At 71.6% G+C, this 21,504-nt stretch carries 19 protein-coding genes; 6 read left to right on the plus strand and 13 right to left on the minus strand.

Annotated features, from left to right (window positions below; translation table 11 throughout):
• Window positions 1–30 precede the first annotated feature (30 nt).
• Together PYS65_RS08965 and PYS65_RS08970 are read left to right on the plus strand one after the other, a co-directional pair.
• The gene (locus PYS65_RS08965; RefSeq protein WP_279333302.1) at window positions 31–1,377 is read left to right on the plus strand and encodes a hemolysin family protein; all 1,347 of its coding nucleotides are present in this window, start codon (window positions 31–33) and stop codon (window positions 1,375–1,377) included.
• Window positions 1,374–2,393, plus strand: coding sequence for a hemolysin family protein (locus PYS65_RS08970; RefSeq protein WP_279333304.1), 1,020 nt, complete (start codon window positions 1,374–1,376; stop codon window positions 2,391–2,393). Before PYS65_RS08965 ends, PYS65_RS08970 begins: the two co-directional genes overlap by 4 nt.
• A gap of 136 nt (window positions 2,394–2,529) precedes the next feature.
• Here the strand turns inward: PYS65_RS08970 and PYS65_RS08975 are convergent, their stop codons facing one another.
• The 4 genes from PYS65_RS08975 to PYS65_RS08990 form a co-directional block, all read right to left on the minus strand.
• On the minus strand, window positions 2,530–3,837 hold the full coding sequence (locus PYS65_RS08975; RefSeq protein WP_279333307.1) for an FAD-dependent oxidoreductase: 1,308 nt from the start codon (window positions 3,835–3,837) through the stop codon (window positions 2,530–2,532).
• Window positions 3,838–3,902: 65 nt separating this feature from the next.
• The gene (locus tag PYS65_RS08980; protein WP_279333309.1) at window positions 3,903–4,613 is read right to left on the minus strand and encodes a maleylpyruvate isomerase family mycothiol-dependent enzyme; all 711 of its coding nucleotides are present in this window, start codon (window positions 4,611–4,613) and stop codon (window positions 3,903–3,905) included.
• Entirely contained in the window at window positions 4,613–5,458 is an 846-nt protein-coding gene (locus tag PYS65_RS08985; protein ID WP_279333311.1) for a fumarylacetoacetate hydrolase family protein, read from the minus strand. Before PYS65_RS08985 ends, PYS65_RS08980 begins: the two co-directional genes overlap by 1 nt.
• On the minus strand, window positions 5,455–6,624 hold the full coding sequence (locus tag PYS65_RS08990) for a cupin domain-containing protein (protein ID WP_341483679.1): 1,170 nt from the start codon (window positions 6,622–6,624) through the stop codon (window positions 5,455–5,457). Before PYS65_RS08990 ends, PYS65_RS08985 begins: the two co-directional genes overlap by 4 nt.
• Window positions 6,625–6,741: 117 nt before the next feature.
• Between PYS65_RS08990 and PYS65_RS08995 the strand changes: the two genes are divergently transcribed.
• Window positions 6,742–7,518: an IclR family transcriptional regulator gene (locus PYS65_RS08995; RefSeq protein WP_279333315.1), complete on the plus strand. Its 777-nt coding sequence runs from the start codon at window positions 6,742–6,744 to the stop codon at window positions 7,516–7,518.
• A 31-nt stretch (window positions 7,519–7,549) separates the two neighbouring features.
• Here PYS65_RS08995 and PYS65_RS09000 read toward each other — a convergent pair whose 3' ends face one another.
• Window positions 7,550–8,191, minus strand: coding sequence for a TetR/AcrR family transcriptional regulator (locus PYS65_RS09000; RefSeq protein ID WP_279333317.1), 642 nt, complete (start codon window positions 8,189–8,191; stop codon window positions 7,550–7,552).
• A 346-nt stretch (window positions 8,192–8,537) separates the two neighbouring features.
• Between PYS65_RS09000 and PYS65_RS09005 the strand changes: the two genes are divergently transcribed.
• On the plus strand, window positions 8,538–10,184 hold the full coding sequence (locus PYS65_RS09005; protein ID WP_279333319.1) for an MFS transporter: 1,647 nt from the start codon (window positions 8,538–8,540) through the stop codon (window positions 10,182–10,184).
• 67 nt (window positions 10,185–10,251) lie between these two features.
• Window positions 10,252–10,839: a YdeI/OmpD-associated family protein gene (locus tag PYS65_RS09010; RefSeq protein WP_279333321.1), complete on the plus strand. Its 588-nt coding sequence runs from the start codon at window positions 10,252–10,254 to the stop codon at window positions 10,837–10,839.
• A gap of 76 nt (window positions 10,840–10,915) precedes the next feature.
• Here PYS65_RS09010 and PYS65_RS09015 read toward each other — a convergent pair whose 3' ends face one another.
• The 4 genes from PYS65_RS09015 to PYS65_RS09030 form a co-directional block, all read right to left on the minus strand.
• The gene (locus PYS65_RS09015) at window positions 10,916–12,409 is read right to left on the minus strand and encodes a glycoside hydrolase family 3 protein (RefSeq protein ID WP_279333323.1); all 1,494 of its coding nucleotides are present in this window, start codon (window positions 12,407–12,409) and stop codon (window positions 10,916–10,918) included.
• An 8-nt stretch (window positions 12,410–12,417) separates the two neighbouring features.
• The gene (locus PYS65_RS09020) at window positions 12,418–13,248 is read right to left on the minus strand and encodes a carbohydrate ABC transporter permease (RefSeq protein ID WP_279333325.1); all 831 of its coding nucleotides are present in this window, start codon (window positions 13,246–13,248) and stop codon (window positions 12,418–12,420) included.
• On the minus strand, window positions 13,245–14,231 hold the full coding sequence (locus PYS65_RS09025) for a carbohydrate ABC transporter permease (RefSeq protein WP_279333326.1): 987 nt from the start codon (window positions 14,229–14,231) through the stop codon (window positions 13,245–13,247). Before PYS65_RS09025 ends, PYS65_RS09020 begins: the two co-directional genes overlap by 4 nt.
• A gap of 88 nt (window positions 14,232–14,319) precedes the next feature.
• Window positions 14,320–15,594: an extracellular solute-binding protein gene (locus PYS65_RS09030; protein WP_279333327.1), complete on the minus strand. Its 1,275-nt coding sequence runs from the start codon at window positions 15,592–15,594 to the stop codon at window positions 14,320–14,322.
• Between the two features lie 381 nt (window positions 15,595–15,975).
• Here PYS65_RS09030 and PYS65_RS09035 point away from each other — a divergent pair, with 381 nt between their 5' ends.
• Window positions 15,976–16,767 carry a GntR family transcriptional regulator gene (locus PYS65_RS09035; RefSeq protein WP_279333328.1) on the plus strand — a complete coding sequence of 264 codons (792 nt, stop codon included), beginning with the start codon at window positions 15,976–15,978 and terminating at the stop codon, window positions 16,765–16,767.
• A gap of 84 nt (window positions 16,768–16,851) precedes the next feature.
• Here PYS65_RS09035 and PYS65_RS09040 read toward each other — a convergent pair whose 3' ends face one another.
• The 4 genes from PYS65_RS09040 to PYS65_RS09055 all read right to left on the minus strand — a co-directional run bounded on the left by PYS65_RS09040 (window position 16,852) and on the right by PYS65_RS09055 (window position 20,955).
• A complete protein-coding gene (locus tag PYS65_RS09040; RefSeq protein WP_279333330.1) occupies window positions 16,852–17,409 on the minus strand; it encodes a TetR/AcrR family transcriptional regulator in 558 nt (185 codons plus the stop codon).
• A gap of 12 nt (window positions 17,410–17,421) precedes the next feature.
• On the minus strand, window positions 17,422–18,003 hold the full coding sequence (locus PYS65_RS09045) for a sugar O-acetyltransferase (protein WP_279333331.1): 582 nt from the start codon (window positions 18,001–18,003) through the stop codon (window positions 17,422–17,424).
• Window positions 18,004–18,055: 52 nt separating this feature from the next.
• Window positions 18,056–19,279 (minus strand): MFS transporter, encoded by a 1,224-nt coding sequence (locus PYS65_RS09050; RefSeq protein WP_279333332.1) that lies wholly within the window; start codon window positions 19,277–19,279, stop codon window positions 18,056–18,058.
• A 137-nt stretch (window positions 19,280–19,416) separates the two neighbouring features.
• On the minus strand, window positions 19,417–20,955 hold the full coding sequence (locus PYS65_RS09055; RefSeq protein WP_279333333.1) for a pectate lyase family protein: 1,539 nt from the start codon (window positions 20,953–20,955) through the stop codon (window positions 19,417–19,419).
• Between the last annotated feature and the right edge of the window lie 549 nt (window positions 20,956–21,504).

The following is a 21,504-nucleotide window of genomic DNA, read 5'->3' on the forward strand; positions in this document are numbered from 1 at the left end:
TGGAATCGGCACCCGGCGGGGTGGTGCTGGATGAGTGCCGTGGAGGCCCTGTGGGGCCTGTTCGCCGTGTTCGTGCTGACCGCCGGCACCGGCTACTTCGTCGCCCAGGAGTTCGCCTACGTCTCCGTGGACCGGCTCACGCTCACCCGTGAGGCCGAGGCCGGGGACCGCAGGGCCGCCCGCGCGCTGAAGGTGCTGGAGCGGCTGTCCTTCATGCTGTCGGGCGCCCAGCTCGGCATCACCGTCACCGGTCTGATCGTCGGCTTCATCGCCGAGCCGTCGGTGTCCGCGCTGCTCAGGCCGGCGCTGTCCGGCCTCGGACTGCCGGACTCGGCGGTGAGCGGCATCTCCGTCGTGCTCGCCTTCGTGCTGGCCACGATCGTCCAGATGGTGCTCGGCGAGCTGGCCCCGAAGAACCTCGCCATCGCCGTGCCCGAGCGGCTGGCGAAGGCGCTGGCCGGCTCGACCCTGGCCTATCTGAAGGTCGTCGGGCCGTTGGTGCGGATCTTCGACAACGCGGCCTCCCGGCTGCTGCGCCGCATCGGCATCGAGCCGGTCGAGGAGCTGCACCACGGCGCCACGCTGGAGGAGCTCGGCCATCTGATCGGCGAGTCCCACGAGAACGGGGCGCTGCCCGGGGACACCGCCACCCTGCTGGACCACGCGCTGGAGTTCTCCGAGCGCACCCTGCACGCGGTGATGGTGCCGCGCGCGGACGCCGTCTTCGTGCGCGGGGAGGCGAACGCCGACGAGGCGGTCGCCCTGATCGCCGAACACGGCCACTCCAACTACCCCGTGCTCGGGGATCACCCCGACGACGTCACGGGGGTGCTGGGCGTGCGCGAGCTGATGGCGGTGCCCGCCGGGCGGCTCACGGGCGCCACGGCCGGGGCGATGGCCCGGCGGCCCCTGCTGCTGCCGGACACGCTGCCGCTGCCGGACGCGGTCGCGCGGATGCGCGAGCAGGACGACGAGTTCGCGGTCGTCCTCGACGAGCACGGCGGTGTGGCCGGCATCGTCACCTACGAGGACATCGCCGAGGAGCTGGTCGGTGACATCGCCGACGAGTCCGACAAGGTCACCGAGCTCGCGGTGGCCGACGGCGAGGGCTGGCTCGTGGACGCGGGCCGCCGGCTGGACGAGGTGGCCGAGGCGACCGGCGTCCGGCTGCCCGAGGAGGACGACTACGAGACGGTGGCCGGGCTGATCGTGGACCGGCTGGGCCGTTTCCCCACCGTGGGTGACCGGGTCACCGTCGAACTCCCCAAGGGCGGCCACGCGGTGATCGACGTACGCACCCTGGACCGGCATGTCGCCGAGCGGGCGCGGATCACGCCCCTGGCCCGGGAAGAGCACACGGCGGAGGAGCCCGCATGAGTTTCCCGATGGCTCTCTTCGTGACCGTGCTGCTGCTGATCGGCAGCGGGTTCTTCGTGGCGGCCGAGTTCGCGCTGGTCGCCGCCCGACGGCACCGGATGGAGAAGGCGGCGGCCGAGGGACGGCGCGGCGCCGGTGCCGCGCTGGCCGGGATGCGCGAGCTGTCGCTCATGCTGGCCGGTGCCCAGCTGGGCATCACGGTGTGCACGCTGGGTCTGGGCTCGGTGTCCAAGCCCGCGATCTCGCACCAGCTGGACCCGCTGCTGCAGTCCCTGGGGCTGCCCAGCGCGGTCAGCTACGGTGTGGCGTTCGCCGTCGCGATGGCCGTGGTGGTGTTCCTGCACATGGTGGTCGGCGAGATGGCACCCAAGTCGTGGGCGATCGCCCACCCGGAGCGTTCCGCGATGCTGCTCGCCCCCTCGTTCCGGGCGGTGGTGAAGGCCGTCCGGCCGCTGATCCACGTGCTGAACGTGGTGAGCAACGCCCTGGTGCGGATGTGCCGGGTGAGCCCGCGCGACGAGCTGGCCTCGGTCCACGACCGGGAGCAGCTCACCCATCTGGTGGCGGAGTCGGAGCGGCTCGGCCTGATCAGCAAGACGGACTCGCAGTTGCTCACCCGTTCGCTGACCGAGCCCGACACCCCGGTCGCCGCCCTGCGGATCCCGGCCGAGGAGATCACCTCCGTCGAGGGGGACGCGGGTGTCGAGGAGGTGCTGCGGGTGGCCACCGCGCACGACCGCACCCGGCTGCTCGTCCGCGAGGGCGGCACCGTCCTCGGCTCGGTCCACGCGCGCGACGCCCTGGTCGCCCGTGCCCGCGGTCGCGCCACCAGCGCCCGTGAGCTGGCCCGCCCGGTGCCCGAGCTGACGGACGGCACCACGGTCGCCGACGCGATCGACGCGCTGCGCCGGCGCCGGGGCACGCTGGCGGTCGTCCGCGACGACGCGGGCCGGCTCACCGGTCTGGTCACCCTGGACGACCTGCTGGCCCGGCTGATGCAGCCGGCCGGGGGCTGACCGCACGCCGCCGGGGGTGGGCACGACAGAGCGCCGGCCGGTCCGCGACATGCGGACCGGCCGGCGCTCTCGTGTTCGGCTCCCGTGGTCAGCGGGTCGTGCCGCCCGCGGGCGGGGCCGCGCCGGTTTCCGTGGCCTAGGCCGCGGCGCCGGTCGCTGCCGGGTTGTTCCCCTCGACGCGGGCCGAGGCCAGCGGGATGGGGGTGAACATGGCGGGTTCCTCGTCCGGGAACAGCGCGGTGGGTCCGTAGACCCAGTCGGTGAAGGCCCACTCGGCGGGGTCGATCTCACGCATGATCGCGTTGCGCTGCAGCCGCTGCGCGCCCTCGAGGTGCCACAGCTCGCCCCAGGCGCGGGCGGTCGTCAGCACCCGGCGGCAGTGCTCGACGCGGACCGCCTCGTACGCGGCCAGCGCGGCGTCCCAGTCGACGGCCGAGGGGTCGGTGCCCTCGGCGCGCAGCCGGGCGACGTGCCGGGAGAGGACCCAGCCGTCCTCGATCGCCATGATCGCGCCCTGTGCCATGTACTGCAGCGGCGGGTGGGCGGCGTCGCCGAGCAGGGCGATGCGGCCGTGCACCCAGGTGTCGATCGGGTCGCGGTCCATCATCTGCCACCAGCGGTCCCGCCACATCAGCGGGATGCCCTTGCCCACGGTCTCGCAGGTCCCCTCGAAGGCCGCGTCGAGCTCGTCGGGGGTGCCCCAGTCCTCCTGCCCGGCGAGGGCCTTGGGCGACTGGAACACGGCGACCTGGTTGAACATCTCGCCGCCGCGCAGCGCGTACTGGACGAAGTGGCAGCGGGGGCCGATGTAGACGGTGACGTCCTTCTCGGCGATGCCGTTGTCGCGGACCTGCTCGATCGGGACGGCCGCCCGGTAGGCCACGTAGTCGGAGCTGACCACGTCGTCGCCGACCAGCTTCTGCCGGGCCACAGAGCGCAGTCCGTCGGCGGCGATGACGAGCGGCGCCTCCTCGGTGCGGCCGTCGGCCAGGGTGACGCGGGCGCCGTCGGCTGTGTTCTCGTAGTCGACGACCGTCTGGTCGGTCACCAGGTCCACGCCGGCCCTCCGACAGGCCCGCAGGAAGATCGCGTGCAGGTCGCTGCGGTGGATGACCATGTACGGGAAGCCGTAGCGGCGCTCGAGCTCGCCCAGGTCGAGGCGGACCAGCTCGCTGGAGTCGAGCGCGTCGCGCATGGCCATGCTCTCGGGGACCACGCCGAGTTCCTTGGCCTCGTCGAGCAGCCCGTACTCGTCGAGGATGCGGGTGCAGTTGGGCGCGATCTGGAGGCCGGCGCCGACCTCGCCGAACTCCGGAGCGCGTTCGAGAACGCGGATGCGCAGCCCCTCCCGGGCGAGGGCGAAGGCGGTGCTGAGGCCACCGATGCCACCGCCGACGATGAGGACGTCGGGTCGGCCTTCGGTGGGAGGGGTTGCAGGGGACATCGTTTTTTCCTGTCTGAGCAGGGGACCCTGCTCTGCCTGGCCGCGCCGGGGTCCGGCGCCGTCGGTCAGAGCCAGGGACCCAGGGTGGGTGCCGGGCCGCCGTCGGGGGCGGTGAGGGCGTGCCTGCGCCCGGTGAGGTAGGCCGTGATCTCGGCGAGCGGGCCGGTGAGCACGGTCGGCTCGCCGTCGCCGGGGAGTTCCCGGACCTCTCCGGTGTCGGTCTCCGTCAGGCGCAGCGCCGGGCCGGGGGCCTTGGCGCGCTTGGCGATGACGTCGTCGCAGAGTGCGGCGAGGAAGTCGGCCGGCAGGTCGGCGAAGGTGATGCCGGTGCCCAGGTCGACGGCGTGGACGCACACCTCGCGGGAGCGCATCCAGGGCAGTTCGGTGGCGGGCACCGTACGGCCCTGCGCCGTCACGACCTGGGACTGCCACTGGCCGTCGCTGAGCTTCGCCGTCGACGCGGCGAGTTCGGCGGCGGACCCGCGCAGCCATCCGGTGAGTTCGGCGGCGGGCATCCCGAGGCCGCGCTCGATGCCGGCGGCCCGCTCCTCGGGGGAGGCGTACATCGGGGTCTCTTCGCCGGTGGCGGCCCAGTGCACGAGGTTGCCGAGGGCGTCCGCGTTGGCGGCGACGTGGGCGACGAGCTGCCTGCGCCGCCAGCCGGGCAGGCCGCTGGGCACGTCGTAGGCCTCGTCGTCGAAGCCGGCGGTGGCCTCGAGCACCAGGTTCGTGCCGAGCTCCGCCCAGCGGCGGGCGTCGTCGAACGTGCGGGGCATCAGGCCTGCTTCTCCTCGACGACCTTGTTCTCCAGCCGGCCGATGCCCTGGACCTCGGTGACCACGGTCTCGCCGCCGAGCAGGTAGCGGGCGGGCTTGCGGGCGTGGCCGACGCCGCCGGGGGTGCCGGTGGCGATGATGTCGCCGGGGTTGAGGCGGATGATCGTGGAGACGTACTCGACCAGGGCGACCGGGTCGAAGAGCAGGTCACCGGTGTTGTCGGACTGCATGACCTCGCCGTCCACGGTGAGCGTGACGTCGAGCGCGGGGCGGACGCCGCCGGGCAGCTCGTCGGGGGTCACCAGGTACGGGCCGACGGGGGTGGTGGAGTCCCAGGTCTTGCCCTGGAGCCACTCGCGGGTGCGGAACTGCCAGTCGCGCGTGGTGATGTCGTTGAGCACGGTGAAGCCGGCGATGGCCTGCTCGGCCTGCTCGCCCTTGGCGCGGCGGACCTGCTTGCCGACGACGACGGCGAGTTCGACCTCCCAGTCGAACTGCTCGGTCTCCTCGGGGCGGACGATGTCGTCGCCCGCGCCGATCAGGGAGTCGGCGAACTTCGCGAACAGGGTGGGGTGTTCGGGCAGGTCCCGACCCATCTCCTGGATGTGGTTGCGGTAGTTGAGGCCGACGCACACCACCTTGGAGGGCTGCGGGACCACGGGGGCGAAATCGGCGCCCTCGGCGGGGTAGGTCGTCGCGTCGCCGGCGGGGGCGGCGGCGCGCTCGGCCCAGTCGTCCTGCGCGAGCAGGGTGCCCACGTCGGGGAACCCGAGGTCGACCAGGACGTCACCGTCGAGCCGGACGGCCTTGGTGGTGCCGTCGGTACGGAGGGTGGCGAGCTTCATGAGCGGGTGGTTCCTTCCACGTGGGTACGGTCGAGCCGGAGGGCTTCGAAGATCGGGGAGTCGCTGAACCGGAACAGGTCCAGGGCGCCCGAGTCGGAGTCGGTGGCACCGGCCTCGGAGCGTACGGAGAGCGGCTGCCAGGACGGGACGACGAACAGGTCGCCGCGCGTCACGGACCAGGACACGTCGCCGACGGTGACGGTGCCGGAGCCGTCGAAGACCTGGTAGACGGACGAACCGGTCTCGCGCACCGGGGCGGTCTCGGCGCCGCGGACCACGCGGTGCACCTCGGCGCGGATGGTGGGCAGCACGTCGGCGCCGGTCGACGGGTCGGTGAACCGGACGGCGGCGTGGCCGGGCTCGACCGTGCCGTCGAACCCTTCCTTCTCCAGGGCGAGCTGGTCGGCCAGCGCCCGGTCGGTGTGCTCCCAGCGGTACGCCAGCAGGGGCGTGCCGGGGGCGGCCGAGCCGGCGGCGACCGGGCGCAGTCCCGGGTGGCCCCACAGGCGCTCGGAGCGGGACCGGTCCGGGGTGATCCGCTCGGCGTCGCTGATCTCGTCGCGGCCGAACTCGAAGAACTGGGACTCGCTGGTGTACTGGAACGGGATGTCCAGGCCGTCGATCCAGGCCATCGGCTCGGTGGTGGCGTTGTGGTGGGCGTGCATGTTCCACCCGGCCTGCGGGAGGAAGTCGCCGCGCCGCATGGCCACCGGGTCACGGCCGACGACCGTCCACACGCCCTCGCCCTCGACGACGAAGCGGAAGGCGTGCTGGGTGTGGCGGTGCTCGGGGGCGTCCTCGCCGGGCATCAGGTACTGGATGGCCGCCCACAGGGTGGGCGTGGCGAAGGGACGGCCGCCGAGGGCGGGGTTGGCCAGTGCGATGGCGCGCCGCTCGCCGCCCCGGCCGACCGGGACGATCTCACCGGCCTGGGCGGCCAGTTCCCGCAGCTTCTCCCAGCGCCACAGGTGCGGCACGGCGCGGGAGCGCGGATGAGCCGGCATGAGGTCGCCGATCTCGGTCCACAGCGGGACGAGCAGTTCGCTTTCGAAGCCCCGGTACAGCTCCTCGAGCGCCGGGGTGACGTCGGGCTGGTCCGCGGCGCTGACAGCGCTCAGGCGGACGGGGGAGCCCGTGGCAGGGGGGGTGCTGAAGGAGGTGGTCACAGCTCCCACTGTGCGCCATGTCCACGGAACGGACATGTAAATTCTGGAGAGCAGAACAGCTGCGAGAAACCGCAGGCAACGACGAGATCCGGAACGGGCAGTACCGGGAGGTTCACCGTGGACAAGCCGCTCAAGACACCGCCGCCGTACGCCATCGCCAGCGTCGACCACGCGCTGCGGGCCGCGACGATGCTCCAGCTGGAGGGCTCACTGACCGTCACGCAGGTCGCCGAGCGGCTCGGGGTGGCCCGGTCGACCGCGCACCGGCTGCTGGCCATGCTGGTCTACCGGGACTTCGCGGTCCGGGACGAGAACCGGGTCTACCGCGTGGGCCCGGTGCTGGAGCTGGCGACGCACTCGCGTTCCCTGGTGTCCCGGCTGCGGACGGCGGCCCTGCCCCACCTGCACCGGGTGGTGGACCGGCTGAACGAGACCACGAACCTCACCATCCGCACGGGGGACACGGCCCGGTTCATCGCCAGCGTGGAGTGCGACCGGGCGCTGCGGGTGGGGTCCCGGGAGGGGATGGTCTTCCCGGCCCACCGGACGACGGGCGGCCTGCTGCTGCTCGCGGAACTGAGCGAGGAGGAGCTGGCGGAGGTGTACGCGAGCGAGCACTACCGCGACCGGCCCCAGGAGCGCCCGGACCTCGGCGCGCTGTCCGCGGAGCTGAAGGGCATCGCCCGCAGTGGCTTCGCCGTGAACCGGAACCGCTCCGAGCGGGGCCTGGTGGCCGTCGGGGTCCCGGTCCGTGACGCCGAGGGAACGGTCCAGGCAGGCCTGTCGATCTCCCTGCCGGGCACCCGCTACGACCCGCTCGACCTGCAGTTCCTGGTCAGCACCCTGCAGGCGGCGGCCCGGGCCCTGAGCGCGGACCTGGCCGGGACGGCCTGAGAGTCCGGCCGCCCCTTTCCGCGCCCCGCGGTCAGCCGCGCCGTGCCTCCGGTACGTCCGGGGCGCCGGTGCTCAGCAGGCCGGTCCAGCTTTCGGCCAGGACGTCGACCACGGACGCGCGGTCGGCGCCCCAGCGGCCGGGGGTCCAGGTGCGGGCCACGTGGTCGAGCTGGGCCATCGCGAGCACACCGCGCAGGTGGCGGCTCCCGGGAGGGAAGCGGTCGGCCTGGTCGAGGCCCTCCTCGATGTCGCTGACGGCCTCCTCCAGCCACGCGTTCACCAGGCCGCGCAGCTCCGGATCGATCGCCGCCGCCTCGAAGGCGGCCACGGTGTAGGGGCGGATCGCCTCCCAGCGGCCGGAGATGCCGTACAGCCACTCGGTGATCGCCTCGCGGCTGCCGTCGTGGACGACCTCGACCAGGCGCCGGGCGGTCGAGCCGTGGACGGGTGAGTCGGTGCGTTCGAGCTTCTCGTTCAGCTCGCCGATGAGTGCCCGCATCAGGTCGCTGCGGGACGGGAAGTACGCGTAGAACGTCACCCGGGTGGTGCCCGCCGCGGCCGCGATGTCGTCCACCGTGGTGGCGGCGTAGCCCTTGGTGCGGAACAGCTCCAGTGCCGAGTCCAGCAGGAGCTTGCGGGTCATCTGCTTCTGCGCCGCGCGCAGCCCGGCCATCTCAGCGCCCCCGCTTCCTGGCGTCGGACGGCTCGGGGGACGGTACGGCCGTGGAGGCGGTCATGACGCTCATCCTATCGCCGACCTCCCGTTCGACAGCGTCACCCTTACTTCATGATCACTTCTCATACGCGCCATACATTTCCTTGACGTTACGTAAAGCGAGTGTCATTCTCGCCGTCACCGCGCTTCGTTCGCCACCTTCCCGAAGCCCGGCCTGCGTCCCTCCCCCCATTCCACGCCACGTCACCACGTGGTCCGACGGGTCGCGTCCACCCCGTCACACCCATCGGAACCGGCCACGAAGAACCGGGCCGTCTCACCATCCCAGTCAGGGAGAACTGCAGTGACGCTCAACAACGGGACGACGACGTCCCCCGGCCCTTCCGCGGGGGCTGCCCGAAGGCCGGGCTACGCGGGCACACTCGCTGCCGCGAGCGCCGCGGTGTTCGTGGCCCAGCTGGCCAACGCCCTGCCGGCCTCGCTCAACGGACTCTTCCAGCAGGACCTCGGCACGCACGGATCCCAGCTGACCTGGATCACGGCGTCCTTCATGATCGCCGTGGTCGTCTTCGAGTTCACCTTCGGTGTCCTCGGCGACCTGTTCGGACGCCGTCGGCTCATCGCCTCGGGCGCGGCGCTCATCGTCGCCGGAAGCATCGTCTCGGCCGTCTCGCCCACCGTGCAGTGGCTGTGGGTCGGCGCCGCGCTCAACGGTCTCGGCGCCGGCGCCATGTTCCCCGGATCGCTCACCATGATCGCGGACGTCGCCCGCAGCGCGATGGCGCGGGCCCGCGCCATCGCGCTGTGGAGCGGCTTCCTGTCGGCCGGTGCGGCGCTCTCCCCCCTGATCGGCGGGGCGTTCGCCAAGGTCGGGTCGTGGCGGGGCTCGTTCCTGGTCCTCGTCGCGCTGGCCTTCGTCAGCATGGTGCTCTCGCTGGCCCTGGCCACCGAGTCGAAGGCCGCCGAGGGACGCCGGCTCGACGTCCCGGGCCAGATCACCTTCGCGATCGGTCTCATCCTGGTGCTGTACGCGGCCGTGGAGGGACCCGCGAAGGGCTGGGGCGCGCCGGACATCGTGGGCGCGTTCGCCGTCGGCGCGGGCTTCCTGACCGCCTTCCTGCTGATCGAGCGCCGCGCCGAGTCCCCGATCCTCAACCTCTCCCTGCTCAAGGACCGCGCCTTCGCGGTGGGCTCGGTCGTGGCGGTCATCGGCATGATCGCCTTCCTCGGCGCGTGCTTCGCGACGAGCATGTGGCTCGGCCCCGTGCAGCACCAGGACCCGCTGCGCGTCGCCCTCCCCTTCCTGCTGCTCCAGGGACCGGCGTTCGTCCTGATCCCGGTCGTCTCCCGGCTGCTCCACCGGGTCTCCCCGAACTGGCTGCTGACCTCCGGCTTCGGCCTGATGGCCGTCGGGTCGTTCCTGTGCGCCCGGCTGGACGTCACCGACCGGAGCCTGACCCCGTTCGTCGTGCCCACCCTGCTCATCGGCATCGGCTTCGCGCTGGCCGTCAGCTCGATCACGGCCGTCGCGCTGAACAGCGTGCCGGGCCGGCTGGCCGGCATGGCGAGCGCCACCACCAACATGCTGCGCGACCTCGGCTTCGCCCTGGGCCCGGTGGTCGTCGGCGCGGTCGCCCTCAGCCACGCGGGCGAGACCTTCGCCGCGAAGCTGGCCGGCGCGGACCTGCCGCCCGACCAGCTGGGCGCCGCCACGGAGATCGGCCGGGCCGCCGGACCGATCGCCGTCAACAGCCTGCCGCCGGACGCCCCCGGAGCGGCCGCGCAGGGCATCGCCCTCGACGCGCTGGGCAGCGGCTTCAGCCTCGCCTACACCGTGTGCGGGGTCGCCGCCGCGGTGGCCGCGGTCGTGACCGTGACCGGCATGGCCGGCATCCGCGCCCCCCGCGTCCTGGACACGGAACACGCTGACCACACAGCCGGGCAGGACCCGGCGGACCGGCCCCAGGCCCCGACCACCGCTCCGGCGTAGCCGGCCGCCACACCGGCGGGGTCCGTGTCGTTGACCCCGTGGACGCGGACCGGGTTCCCTGTGTGCCATGGCTGATGAAGCGCGCACGGGGGATCCGGTCCTCGTCGTCGGGACACAGGGCGAGTGGGAGAAGTGGCTGGAGGAACACCACGGGGAACTGACCGGGGTCTGGCTGCGGATCCCGAGGAAGGACTCCGGGCTGCCCGGCCCCGACTACGCCGCCGCCCTGGAGTCGGCACTGTGCTACGGCTGGATCGACGGGCACAAGAAGAAGCTGGACGACACGCACTGGCTCCAGCGGTTCACTCCCCGGCGGCCGCGCAGCAAGTGGTCGCTGATCAACCGGCAGAAGGCCGCCGCGCTCATCGAGGCGGGCCGGATGCGGGAGCCCGGGCTGCGCGAGGTGGAGCGGGCCAGGGCCGACGGCCGCTGGGAGGCGGCGTACGCGAGCCAGAGCACCGCGACCGTCCCCGACGACCTGCGAGCCGCGCTGGAAGCGGTCCCGGCGGCCCGTGACTTCTTCGGCGCCCTCGACAGCCGCAACCGGTACGCGATCCTCCACCGCGTCCAGGACGCCAAGCGCCCGCAGACCAGGGCGGCCCGTATCGAGAAGTTCGTCGCCATGCTCGCCGAGGGGGAGAAGCTCCATCCCTGACGACATGACCACGTGACGGACCGGCAGGCACGCGAAGAGGCGGTCCGGGCCCCGGGGTCCGGACCGCCTCTGTGCGTCAGCCCGCGACGATCGCCTCGGCCGCCGCCACACCGCAGACGCGGGCCGCGCCGTGCGTGGCGATGTGCGGGGTGCCGCGCGGCGCGGACTGCGGGACGCCCATCTCCACGACGACGGTGTCCGGCGCGGCGGCGAGCAGGGTGTCCAGGGCGGTGCGCATCCACGGGTGCCGGTGCTCGTCGCGGACCACGGCGACCACCCGCCGGCCGGCCGCGGCCTCGAGCACCCGCGCACCGGCGTCGGTGTCGGTGTCGGTGAAGTGGCCGGTGGTGGTGCCGGGCAGCAGCCGCTCCAGTTCCGCGCCGACGCCCCAGGGCGTCTCGTCGCCGACGGCGATGTTGGCCTCGGGGCTGAAGGTGGCCACGTACACCGGTGCGGTGACCGGTGCCGGGGGTCCGGTGCGGGTGACGGTCACCGCGCGACGGGCCGCCGTGAGGCCGATCTCCGGTTCGGGGGCGCCCGGGGCCGGGGACCGCCGCGCCCGGGCGGTCCAGTCGGCCAGGGCACGTACCCGGGCGGCGGCGTCGGCGAGCCGTTCCTCGGGGAGTTCGCCGGAGCGGACCGCGGCGACTAGCGCGTCCTGGAGGCTCTGCACCGTGTCCTCGTCGCACAGTCCGCCGCCCACGCAGATGGCGTCGGCACCGGCGGCGACGGCCAGGACGGCTCCGTGTTCGAGGCCGTAGGTGCCGGAGATGGCGCGCATCTCCATGCCGTCGGTGACGATCAGCCCCTGGTAGCCGAGTTCGCCGCGCAGCAGGTCGGTGAGGATGCGGCGGGAGAGGGTGGCGGGGCGGTCCGGGTCGAGGACGGGGACCTTGATGTGGGCGCTCATGATGGCCCGGGTGCCGGCCGCGATCGCCGCCCGGAACGGCTGGAGTTCGCGTTCGTACAGGGTCGTCGTGTCGAGGTCGATGTGCGGGACGGCGTGGTGGGAGTCGACGCTGGTGTCGCCGTGGCCGGGGAAGTGCTTGGTGCAGGCGGCGACGCCGGTGGACTGCAGGCCCTCGACCCAGGCCGCGGTGTGCCGGGCCACCAGGTCGGTGTCCCGGCCGAAGGAACGCACGCCGATGACCGGGTTGTCGGGGTTGGCGTTGACGTCGGCCGAGGGCGCCCAGTCGAAGGTGACCCCGCACTCGGCGAGCCGGCGGCCCAGCTCCCGGGCGACGCCCCGGGTGAGAGCGGTGTCGTCGACGGCACCGAGGGCGTGGTTGCCGGGGAAGGAGGAGCCGGTGCGGACCTCCAGCCGGGTGACGTCACCGCTCTCCTCGTCGATGGCCACCAGCAGGTCGTCCCGCTCGGCCCGCAACTGGGCGGTGAGGGCGGCGACCTGCTCGGCGGTGGCGACGTTGCGCCCGAAGAGGCCCACGGAGGTGAGGCCCTCGCCGAGGCGGCGCAGCACCCAGTCGGGCGCGGTGGTGCCGGTGAAGCCCGGTTGCAGGACGGCCAGGGCGTCCCGGGTGAGGGTGTCGGTACCGGTGGTGAATGTCGTCATCGGGGGCGTTATCCCTTCACGGCGCCCGCGGTGAGGCCGCTGACGGCCTTGCGCTGCAGGTAGACGAAGAGGATCAGGATCGGGACGGCGAAGAGTGACGAGGCGGCCATGGTCGCGCCCCAGTCGTCGCCGAACTGGGTCTGGAAGCTGGACAGCCACAGCGGCAGGGTCTGTGCCTCGGTGTCCTTGTTGAGCACCAGGACCAGCGCGAACTCGTTCCAGGCGGTGATGAAGCCGAACAGCGAGGTGGCCATCAGGCCCGGGGCGAGCAGCGGCAGGATGACCCGGCGGAACGCCTGGACGCGGGTGCAGCCGTCGACCATCGCCGACTCCTCCAGCTCCTTGGGCACGGCGGCGACGAAGCCGCGCAGCGTCAGGATGGTGAAGGGCAGGATCATCATCGTGTAGAAGAGCGTCAGCGGCACGAGGCTGTTCAGCATCGACGCGTCCCGCACGATCATGTAGATCGCGATGATCATGACTTCCCAGGGCGCCATCTGCGCCATCATGAAACCGATGACGAAGCCGCGCCGCCCCTTGAACCGCATCCGCGCCAGGGCGAAGGAGCCGGCCAGCGCGATGATCAGCGAGAAGACGACGGCCAGGACGGTGACGGTCAGCGAGTTGCGGACGTACGTCCAGAAGTGGTCGACGCCGGCCGCGGTCCTGAAGTGCTCGAAGGTGACGTCGGTCGGGAACCAGACCGGGTCCTCCGAGAGGATGTCGCCGGTCGGCTTGAAGGCCGTGGCGAACATCCAGTACACGGGGAAGACGCAGCCGATGAACAGGACGACGGCGGTGGCGTTGGGCCAGACCCGGGCAAAGAGCGAGCGTTTCACAGCCCGGCCTCCTCTTCGTTCTCCTGCTTGAGCACGATCCTGAGGTAGGAGGCGGTCAGGCCGAGCAGGATCAGGATGGTCAGGACCGCGATCGCCGCACCCATGCCGTAGTGCTGGTTGCCCATGCCCTCGACGTAGGCGTAGACGGGCAGGATCTCGGTGAGCCGGTCGGGGCCGCCGCTGTTGAAGAGATAGACCTGGACGAACGCCTTGAAGACCCAGATGATCTCCAGGAAGGTCGTCGCGTAGAGGAACGGCCGCAGGAACGGCATGGTGACCGCGGTGAAGCTCCGCCAGGCGCCGGCGCCGTCGAGGGACGCGGCCTCGTAGAGCTCGCCGGGGATGGTGGTCGTCGCCGCGTACAGGTTGATCGCGACGAACGGGACGGACATCCACACGATCAGCACGGTGACCACGAAGAAGGTCGACATCTGGCTGCTGGTCCAGCTGTAGTCGGCCATGGAGTGCCAGCCGAGCTTGTCCAGGACCCAGTTGACGACACCGAAGCGCTGGGCGAACAGCCACTGGTAGACGGTGGTGGCCACCACGATGGGCATGGCCCAGGCCAGGACCAGGCCGAGCAGCAGGGTGAACCGCATCCGCTTGCCGAGGCGGGCGAGCAGCAGGCCGACCAGCGCGCCCAGGACCATGATCAGGACGACGTTGACCGCCGTGAACAGGATCGAGCGGAGGGTGACCCGCCAGAAGTCCCCACTGGTGAGGGTCTCCTGGTAGTTGTCGACGCCGTTCCACTCGGTGACCCGCTGGATCAGCTGCCCCATGTTGAGGTTCTGGAACGACAGCAGCACGTCCTTGAGCAGCGGCCAGCCGAGCAGCAGCACGGTGGCCGCGCAGGCGGGCAGCAGCAACAGGTACGGGGCGAGCGCGCCGGCTCGCGATGGGGGCCTGCCGGGTGCCGCCCCGGTGTCCGCCCTGCGGACGTCCGCCGGGCCGGAGGGCGGCCGTTCGGTCTGCACGGTCATGCTCGCGATCTCTCTTCTCGACGTACCCGAACGCGGTGCGGGGGCCGTCGAGTGGCCGGCCCCCGCACCGGTCGGAGCGCGTGCGCTTCTACTGCTGCTGCGCCAGGCGCTTGTTGAACTCGCCCTCGACCTGCTTGGCCGCCTCGGCCGGTGACTTGCCGTTCAGCACGGCGGTCATGTACGTCTTGATCGGGTTGGGCGCGTTCTCCACCGCGGCCCACTCCGGGATCAGCGGGGTGGTTCCGCCGACGGCGGCGGCGGGTGCGGCGGCCTCGGCGGGGGCGTTGCCCTCGAGGTTGCCCTGCAGCGACTCCTTGTTGGGGATGACGCCGTTGGCCTTGGCCAGGGCGCCCTCGAACGTGTCGGACAGAGTGAGCTTCAGGAACTCCTGGGCGAGCTCCTGCTTCTTGCTGCCCGCGGCGACGGCGAGGTTGGAGCCGCCGAGGAAGACGCCCTCGGGCTTGTCGGCCGCGGCACCGGGGATGGTGAAGTAGCCGATCTCCTTCTCGATCTTCGGGTTGGCCTCGATGGCGATGCCGGCTTCCCAGCCCATGCCGATGAAGGCGCCTACGTTGCCCTTGGCGAAGACCTGGCCCTGCTGCGGGGTGGCCTCGTCCTTGTCCTTGGGCGCCTTGGACAGCGACTGGAACTTCTTGTAGGTCTCCATGGCGGCGACGACCTTCGGATCGTCGAGGTTGGAGACGTGCTTGTCGCCGTCCTTCTTGACCAGTTCGCCGCCCTCGCCGATGACGAGCCCGACGAAGTGGTACCAGTTCTGGCCCGGCAGGTAGATCGGCTCCGCGTCGGTCTTGTCGCCGATCTTCTTGAGCGCGTCGTAGAACTCGTCACGGGTCTTGGGGGTGTCCTTCAGCCCCGCGTCCGCCCAGACCTTCTTGTTGTAGAGGACGACGCGGTTGGCGAAGTACCACGGTGCCGCGTACTGCTTGCCTTCGTAGACGGACGACTCGTTGAGGGTCTCGGTCCAGTCGGCGCCGATCTCGGACTTGAGGTCGGTGAGGTCGGCGAGGCCGCCGGTCTTGGCGTAGGCCGGGGTCTGGGTGTTGCCGATCTCGAAGACGTCGGGCGGGTTCTCCTCGGACAGGGCGGTGGTCAGCTTCTGCTGGATGCCGTTCCACTGCTGGACCTCGAACGTGACCTTCGCCTTGGTCTTCGCCTCGAACTCCGTGGCCAGGTCCTTCTGCCAGTCGTCCGGCGAGGAGCCGTCCATCACCCACACAGTGAGCGTCTGGCCCTCGTACCCGTTGGCCCCGGTGCTCTTGCCGTCACCGTCGTCTCCCCCGCACGCGGCGACGGAGAACAACATGCCCGCGACCCCGATCGCGGCTATCAGCTTGCGCTTCACGCGCCACCCCTCCTCAGGAACGCCTTCCACACCCACGCCTTCGGCGGTGACCCTCGCAACGGCGCGACACTCGGCGGGCTGGGACCCGGCTTCCTCTAAATGGTTTAGACCAGCAGGGGGGAGCTTGGCCTAGACCTATGGCCCTGTCAAGGGTCGCGCCGTCAATCCCCCGGACCGCTTCCGGCACCCCCGCGCGGACCTGCGAGTCCTCCCGAACTCCCCTCAAACAGGGACGTGTCGAAGCTTGGACTAGACCAAAGAAGGGCGTGCGGTTATAACGGGACCGCCGAGTGTGCGGCGCCGAACCCGGCCGTCCGCCGACGTGCACCGCGGTCGGCGCCTGCCGCCCGCGCGCCGGACACCGCAGCCGGAAGGCAGGTCATGAACACCGACCTCAGCAGCGCCCAGGCCGTCCCGGGAACACCGGACCGCACCGACCGCGTACCGAAGTACTACCGCGTCAAGCAGCGGTTACTGCGGATGACCGAGGCGCGCGCGCCGGGGTCGCCGATGCCGCCCGAGCGCTTCCTCGCCCTCGAGTTCCGCACCTCCCGCACCACCGTGCGCAAGGCGCTGCAGGAGCTGGTGAGCGAGGGGCGGCTGGTCCGCATCCAGGGCAAGGGCACCTTCGTCGCCCGTCCGAAGATCTACCGGACGCTCCAACTGACCTCGTACACCGAGGACATGCGCAACCAGGGGCTCACCGCCGCCTCCCGGGTCCTGAACATCGACCACATCGCGGCCGACGAGGAGCTGGCGGCCCTGCTCGAGGTGGAACGGGGTGAGCGCGTCCTGCGCGTGGAGCGGCTGCGGCTGGCCGGGGGCGAGCCCATGGCGATCGAGGCGACCCATCTGTCCGCACGCCGCTTCCCCGGCCTGCGCCGGAACCTGGCCCGCCGCACCTCGCTCTACACGACGCTCGCCGAGGTGTACGGGGTGCGCCTGGCGGAGGCCGACGAGACCATCGAGACCTCGCCCGCCACACCGCGGGAGGCCGGTCTGCTCCACACCGACGTGGGCCTGCCGATGCTGCTGCTGTCCCGCCACTCCCGGGACGAGCGGGGGACACCGGTGGAGTGGGTGCGCGCGGTGTACCGCGGCTCGCGCTACCGGTTCACGGCGATCCTGACGCCGCCGACGCCGCCGACACCGCCGAAGCCTCCAGCACCGTGAGCCGGCCCGGTCGGGCCCGTGCGGCACAGTGGTCAGGACTGTGCCGCACGGGCGGCTGGGGGGACCGGCCGGGCGTGGCGCCGATCAAGGCTCCCGGCGGTCCGTCGTGGTGATGCGGGCGATCGCCTCGAGGGTCAGGGACCGCTCGTGCGGCTCCCGCGACAAGGCGCGATGGAGCGTCAATCCTTCGATGAGGGCGTCGAGCTGGCGGGCGGTGTCCGGGTCGAAGTGCTTCTCGAGGTGGCTGCGGCTGCGGCGCATCCACTCATGGGTGAGCTCCCGGTAGGCAGGCCGGCGGGCGGCGAGCGAGTACAGCTCCTGGGTCAGCACCAGGTCGCGCGAGCTGCCCTCGGACAGGGCGTGGACGAGGTCGGCCACGGCCGTACGGGCCTCCTCCCGGCCGGCCGGCGCCGCGAGGTAGGTGTCGAACACGGCGACTATGTGGCCGGTGAATTCGCTGAACGCCTCCCGCAGCAACTCGTCGATCCCGCTGAAGTGGTACGTCATCGACCCCAGCGGCACCCCGGCCCGTTTGGCGATCTTGCGGTGGGAGACCGCCGCGAGCCCCTCCTCGGCGATGAGGTCGAGGGCGGCGGCGATGATGCGCGCGCGCCGCTGCGGGTCGGTGTGTCCGGTGGCCATGGGCGTCGCGCCTCAGAGGGTCCGGACCGGACGGGCGGGGCTGCCGACGGCGACCACGTTCGGCGGCACGTCCTTGGTGACGACCGAACCGGCCCCGATCACGGAGTTGTCCCCGATGCTCACGCCGGGCAGGACGATCGCTCCCCCGCCGATCCAGACGTTGTCGCCGATGGTGATCGGCTGCGCGGCCTCCAGCTTGTCGCGCCGGGGCTGCGGTTCCAGGGGGTGCGTGGGGGTGAGGAGCTGGACGCCGGGGCCGATCTGGCAGTCCTCGCCGATGACGATGGCGGCGACGTCCAGCGCGGTCAGGTTGTAGTTGACGAAGGTGCGCGCCCCGATGGTGATGTTGCTGCCGTAGTCGACGTACAGGGGTGGACGCACATGCGCCTGTTCGCCCACCGCGCCGAGCAGTTCGGCGAGGATCGCTCCCGCCGCCTCGGCGTCCTCGGTGTAGGCCGCCTGGTAGCGGGCGGCCAGGCGTACCGCCTGCTGCTGCCGGCGGGCGATCTCGGGATCGTCGGCGATGTAGAGGTCGCCCGCCTGCATCCGTTCCAGGTGGGTACGGGGGTCCTGCGCGAAGTGGTCCGTCGCCATGGGAACGACCGTACACCCAGAGCGTACGAACGTACACTCCCCGCGCCGGGGACTACCGCTTGACGCTGACGGTCCGCAGCACCCCCGCGCACACCACCACGAGCACACCCGCGAGGGGCACCACCATCAGCCCCAGCCGAAGGCCGGCCTCGTCGGCGACGAGCCCGACGACCGGCGGGGAGAGCAGGAAGCCCAGCCGCATCAGCCAGGAGACGATCGTGAGCCCCGATCCGGGCTTGAGGCCGGGCAGTTCGTCGGCCTCGAGCATGGCCGCGGGCACCAGCGTCGCCACGCCGAACCCGGCCGCGGCGAAGCCGAGGATCGTTCCGGGCACCGTGGGCACGGCCAGCGCCAGCCCCATGCCGACCGCGGCGATCAGGCCGCCGGCGCGGGCCACCGCGCGCTGGCCGAACCGGTCGACGAGCCGGTCGCCGAGGATCCGGCCGACGAACTGGGCGCCCACCAGGGCGATGAAGCCGGTTGCCGCCAGCGCCGCCGAGGCGTTCAGCGAGTCGGAGAGGTAGAGCGCGGCCCAGGAGTTGCCCGCGTCCTCGACGAGCGTGCCGGCCGTCGCGATCAGGACGAGCGCGATCATCACGTAGCGGACGCGTGCGGCCACGGCCGGACGCCCGTTTCGCCGCGGCGCCCCGCTCCCGGCACCCTTCTCGTCCGCGTCCTCGACCGGCTCGGTGTCGGGCCCGGGCAGGGCGAACCGCAGGGCGACACAGGCGGCGAGACCGAAGAGCACCCCCGAGATCGCCAGGTGCGCCCCGCGCGAGAGACCGAGCGCTATGGCGGCGGCGGCCATGGAGCCGCCGGTGACGGCGCCGATGGACCAGATGGCGTGGAAGGAGTTGATGATGGAACGCCCGTAACGGCGCTGCACCCGCAGGCCGTGGGCGTTCTGCGCGACATCGGTGATCGCGTCCATCGCTCCGGCCAGGAACAGCGCTCCCGCGAACAGCACCACCGAGTGCGCCATGCCCGCGACGAGGATCCCCGCCCCGGTCAGCAGGGTGCTCACCACCGCCACCCGCGCCGACCCCAGGCGGCGGATGAGGACCCCCGCCGCCATACCGGCGACGATGGCCCCCGTCGGGAACGCCGCGACGGCCAGCCCGTAGGCGGCGTTGCCGATGCCGAGATCCGCCTTGATCTGCGGATAGCGGGGCAGAAGGTTCGCGAACAGGGCCCCGTTGGTGAAGAAGAGGACGGCAACGGCCGCGCGAGCCTGCCGCTCGGCCAGTGCGGGCCGGCGCAGTACGTCAGTGGTCATGCGCCCGACCTTATCCGCGGAGCGTACGAACGTACACTCCTTTCGGGCGACCCTGTCCGAAAACACGAGCCCTCGGGTGCCGAGCCGATGCCCGGCACCCGAGGGGGGTGGGACGGCGACTCGCCCGTCCCTGTCCGTTATCCGCCGTAGGTCTCGAACTCGGCGATCCGCGGCGTGCCGCTCGCGCCGGTGACCTCGAAGGTGATCTTGCGCAGCGAGGTCCGCGCGAAGGAGACGGCGCCCGCACTGCTGCCGGAGGCCAGGACGGCACCGGTGTCGTGGTTGAGGAGCCGCCAGGACCGGACGGTGCCCTCGGAGCCCGACGCCTCCCGGATGTTGACCTTCGACACCGTGGCGTCGGACGACCACTTGACCGAGACGGAACCGGTCGAGCCGCTCGGCGACCAGTAGGTGCCGAGGTTGCCGTCGATCACGTTGCCGTAGCTCGTCCCGCCGGCCTTGCTGGAGCCGTCAGCACCGGCACCGAGGCTGAGGTTGGTCCCGGTGGGGGGGTCGGTCGGGTCCGTCGGGTCGGTGGGGTCCGTGGGGTCGGTCGGGGTGGGGTTCTGCGGCGTGCAGTTGCCGTCCGACACCTTCAGGCCCTTGTTGGCGCCCGCCGTCCGGTTCACCACGTCCGGTACGCAGTTGGCGGCGTCGAGCTTGTAGGAGTAGGGGATGGAGACCGAGGTGTTGGAGGTCGGGTTGGGGCCGGCGGGCTGGTTGTCGCCGCTGCGGGAGGACCAGGTCACGTTGTCGAAGATGTTGCCGCTGACCTGCCAGTAGCCGGCTTCGCTGGTGTAGAAGGTGCCGAGGACGTCCTTGGAGTCCTCGAAGTAGTTGTTGTCCACCTTGGCGCGCGCCCCGGCCCGGGAGTTGATGCCGGAGTCGTTGAGGCGCTTGTAGTGGTTGTTGTACATGTGGGCGATGCCGCCGCGCAGCAGCGGTGCACGGGAGTCGATGTTCTCGTACAGGTTGTGGTGGAACGTGATGTTGCCGTTGGAGCGGTCGCTCTCGCTGGATCCGATGAGGCCGCCGCGGCCGGAGTTGCGCAGGGTGCTGTACGACAGGGTCACGTACTGGGTGTTGTCCTTCATGTCGAAGAGGCCGTCGTAGCCCTCCGACTCCCCGCCGGACGCCTCCAGGGTGACGTGGTCGACCCAGACGTTGCGGACGTCGGTCTCCATGCCGATGGCGTCGCCGCCGTTGGAGGTGGGCGAGCCGGACTTCTTGACGTTCCGGACGGTCACGTTCTGGATGATGATGTTGCGGGCCTCCCGGATGTGGATGCCCAACTGGTCGAAGACGGCACCGCTGCCGACCCCGACGATCGTGACGTTGCTGATCTGCTTGAGCTCGATCACACCGGCGGCGGTGTTGCAGCTGCTGCCCGACACCTTGCTGGTGTTGCCGTGATTGATGGTGCCCTGGACCTCGATGATGATCGGGGTGCTGCTGCTGGCACGGTTGCACAGGGCGGTGTGGATCGCGGTGCCCGTGGTGGCCCGGACCGTCTGCCCGCCCGCGCCGCCGGTGGTCCCGCCGTTCTGGGTCGCGTAGCCGGTGGCACTGCCGGTCGCGGCCGACGCCGAGGGCATCGCCACCACCAGTCCGGTCGCGGCCGCGAGGGCCGCCGTGGCCAGCGTCGCGTGGAACCGCAGTGCTGCTGATCTCTTCATGCGGGCTCTCCCTGTTCACTTAACGTCATGGGCATGTCATGCAGAGTGCCGTCGAACGCCGTCGACTCGATGGAAAGCGCTTTCTCGCCGCGAGAATAGGGTGCCCCCGTCCGGACTGACAAGGCTCCGGACGTCATGAGTCCGCCCTTTCGTATCTCATACACCAGCTGCCGTTCACCTCCCGCCGGAAGCCGCACATGCAGCCCCGACACAGAGCTTCAGCAGCTGATGCGCACCGACAAGGGGTTCCACCCTCGCAGCTGCGGCAGCATGACCAGCGGACGCGCTCCCCTGGACCGGTCCGTGATCCGTGATCCGTGATCCGTGCTCCGCGATCCGTGCTCCGTGCTCCGTGAGAAGCAAGCAGCGGGCAGGGGGAGAAGCCCTGTGCCGATCCGTACCGGCGAGCCCCGGCCCCACCCGGCCGGCAAGGGTCCCACCGGCCGACGCCACCGGCTCCGGTCCTTCACGAGAGGTGGCGCGCCCTGGAGACCGAGGTGCGGTCCGGCGCACGGTCCGGTGCGCCGCCCGGGTGAAAGCGGCGGGCGA

Source organism: Streptomyces cathayae, assembly GCF_029760955.1.
Lineage (GTDB): Bacteria > Actinomycetota > Actinomycetes > Streptomycetales > Streptomycetaceae > Streptomyces > Streptomyces cathayae.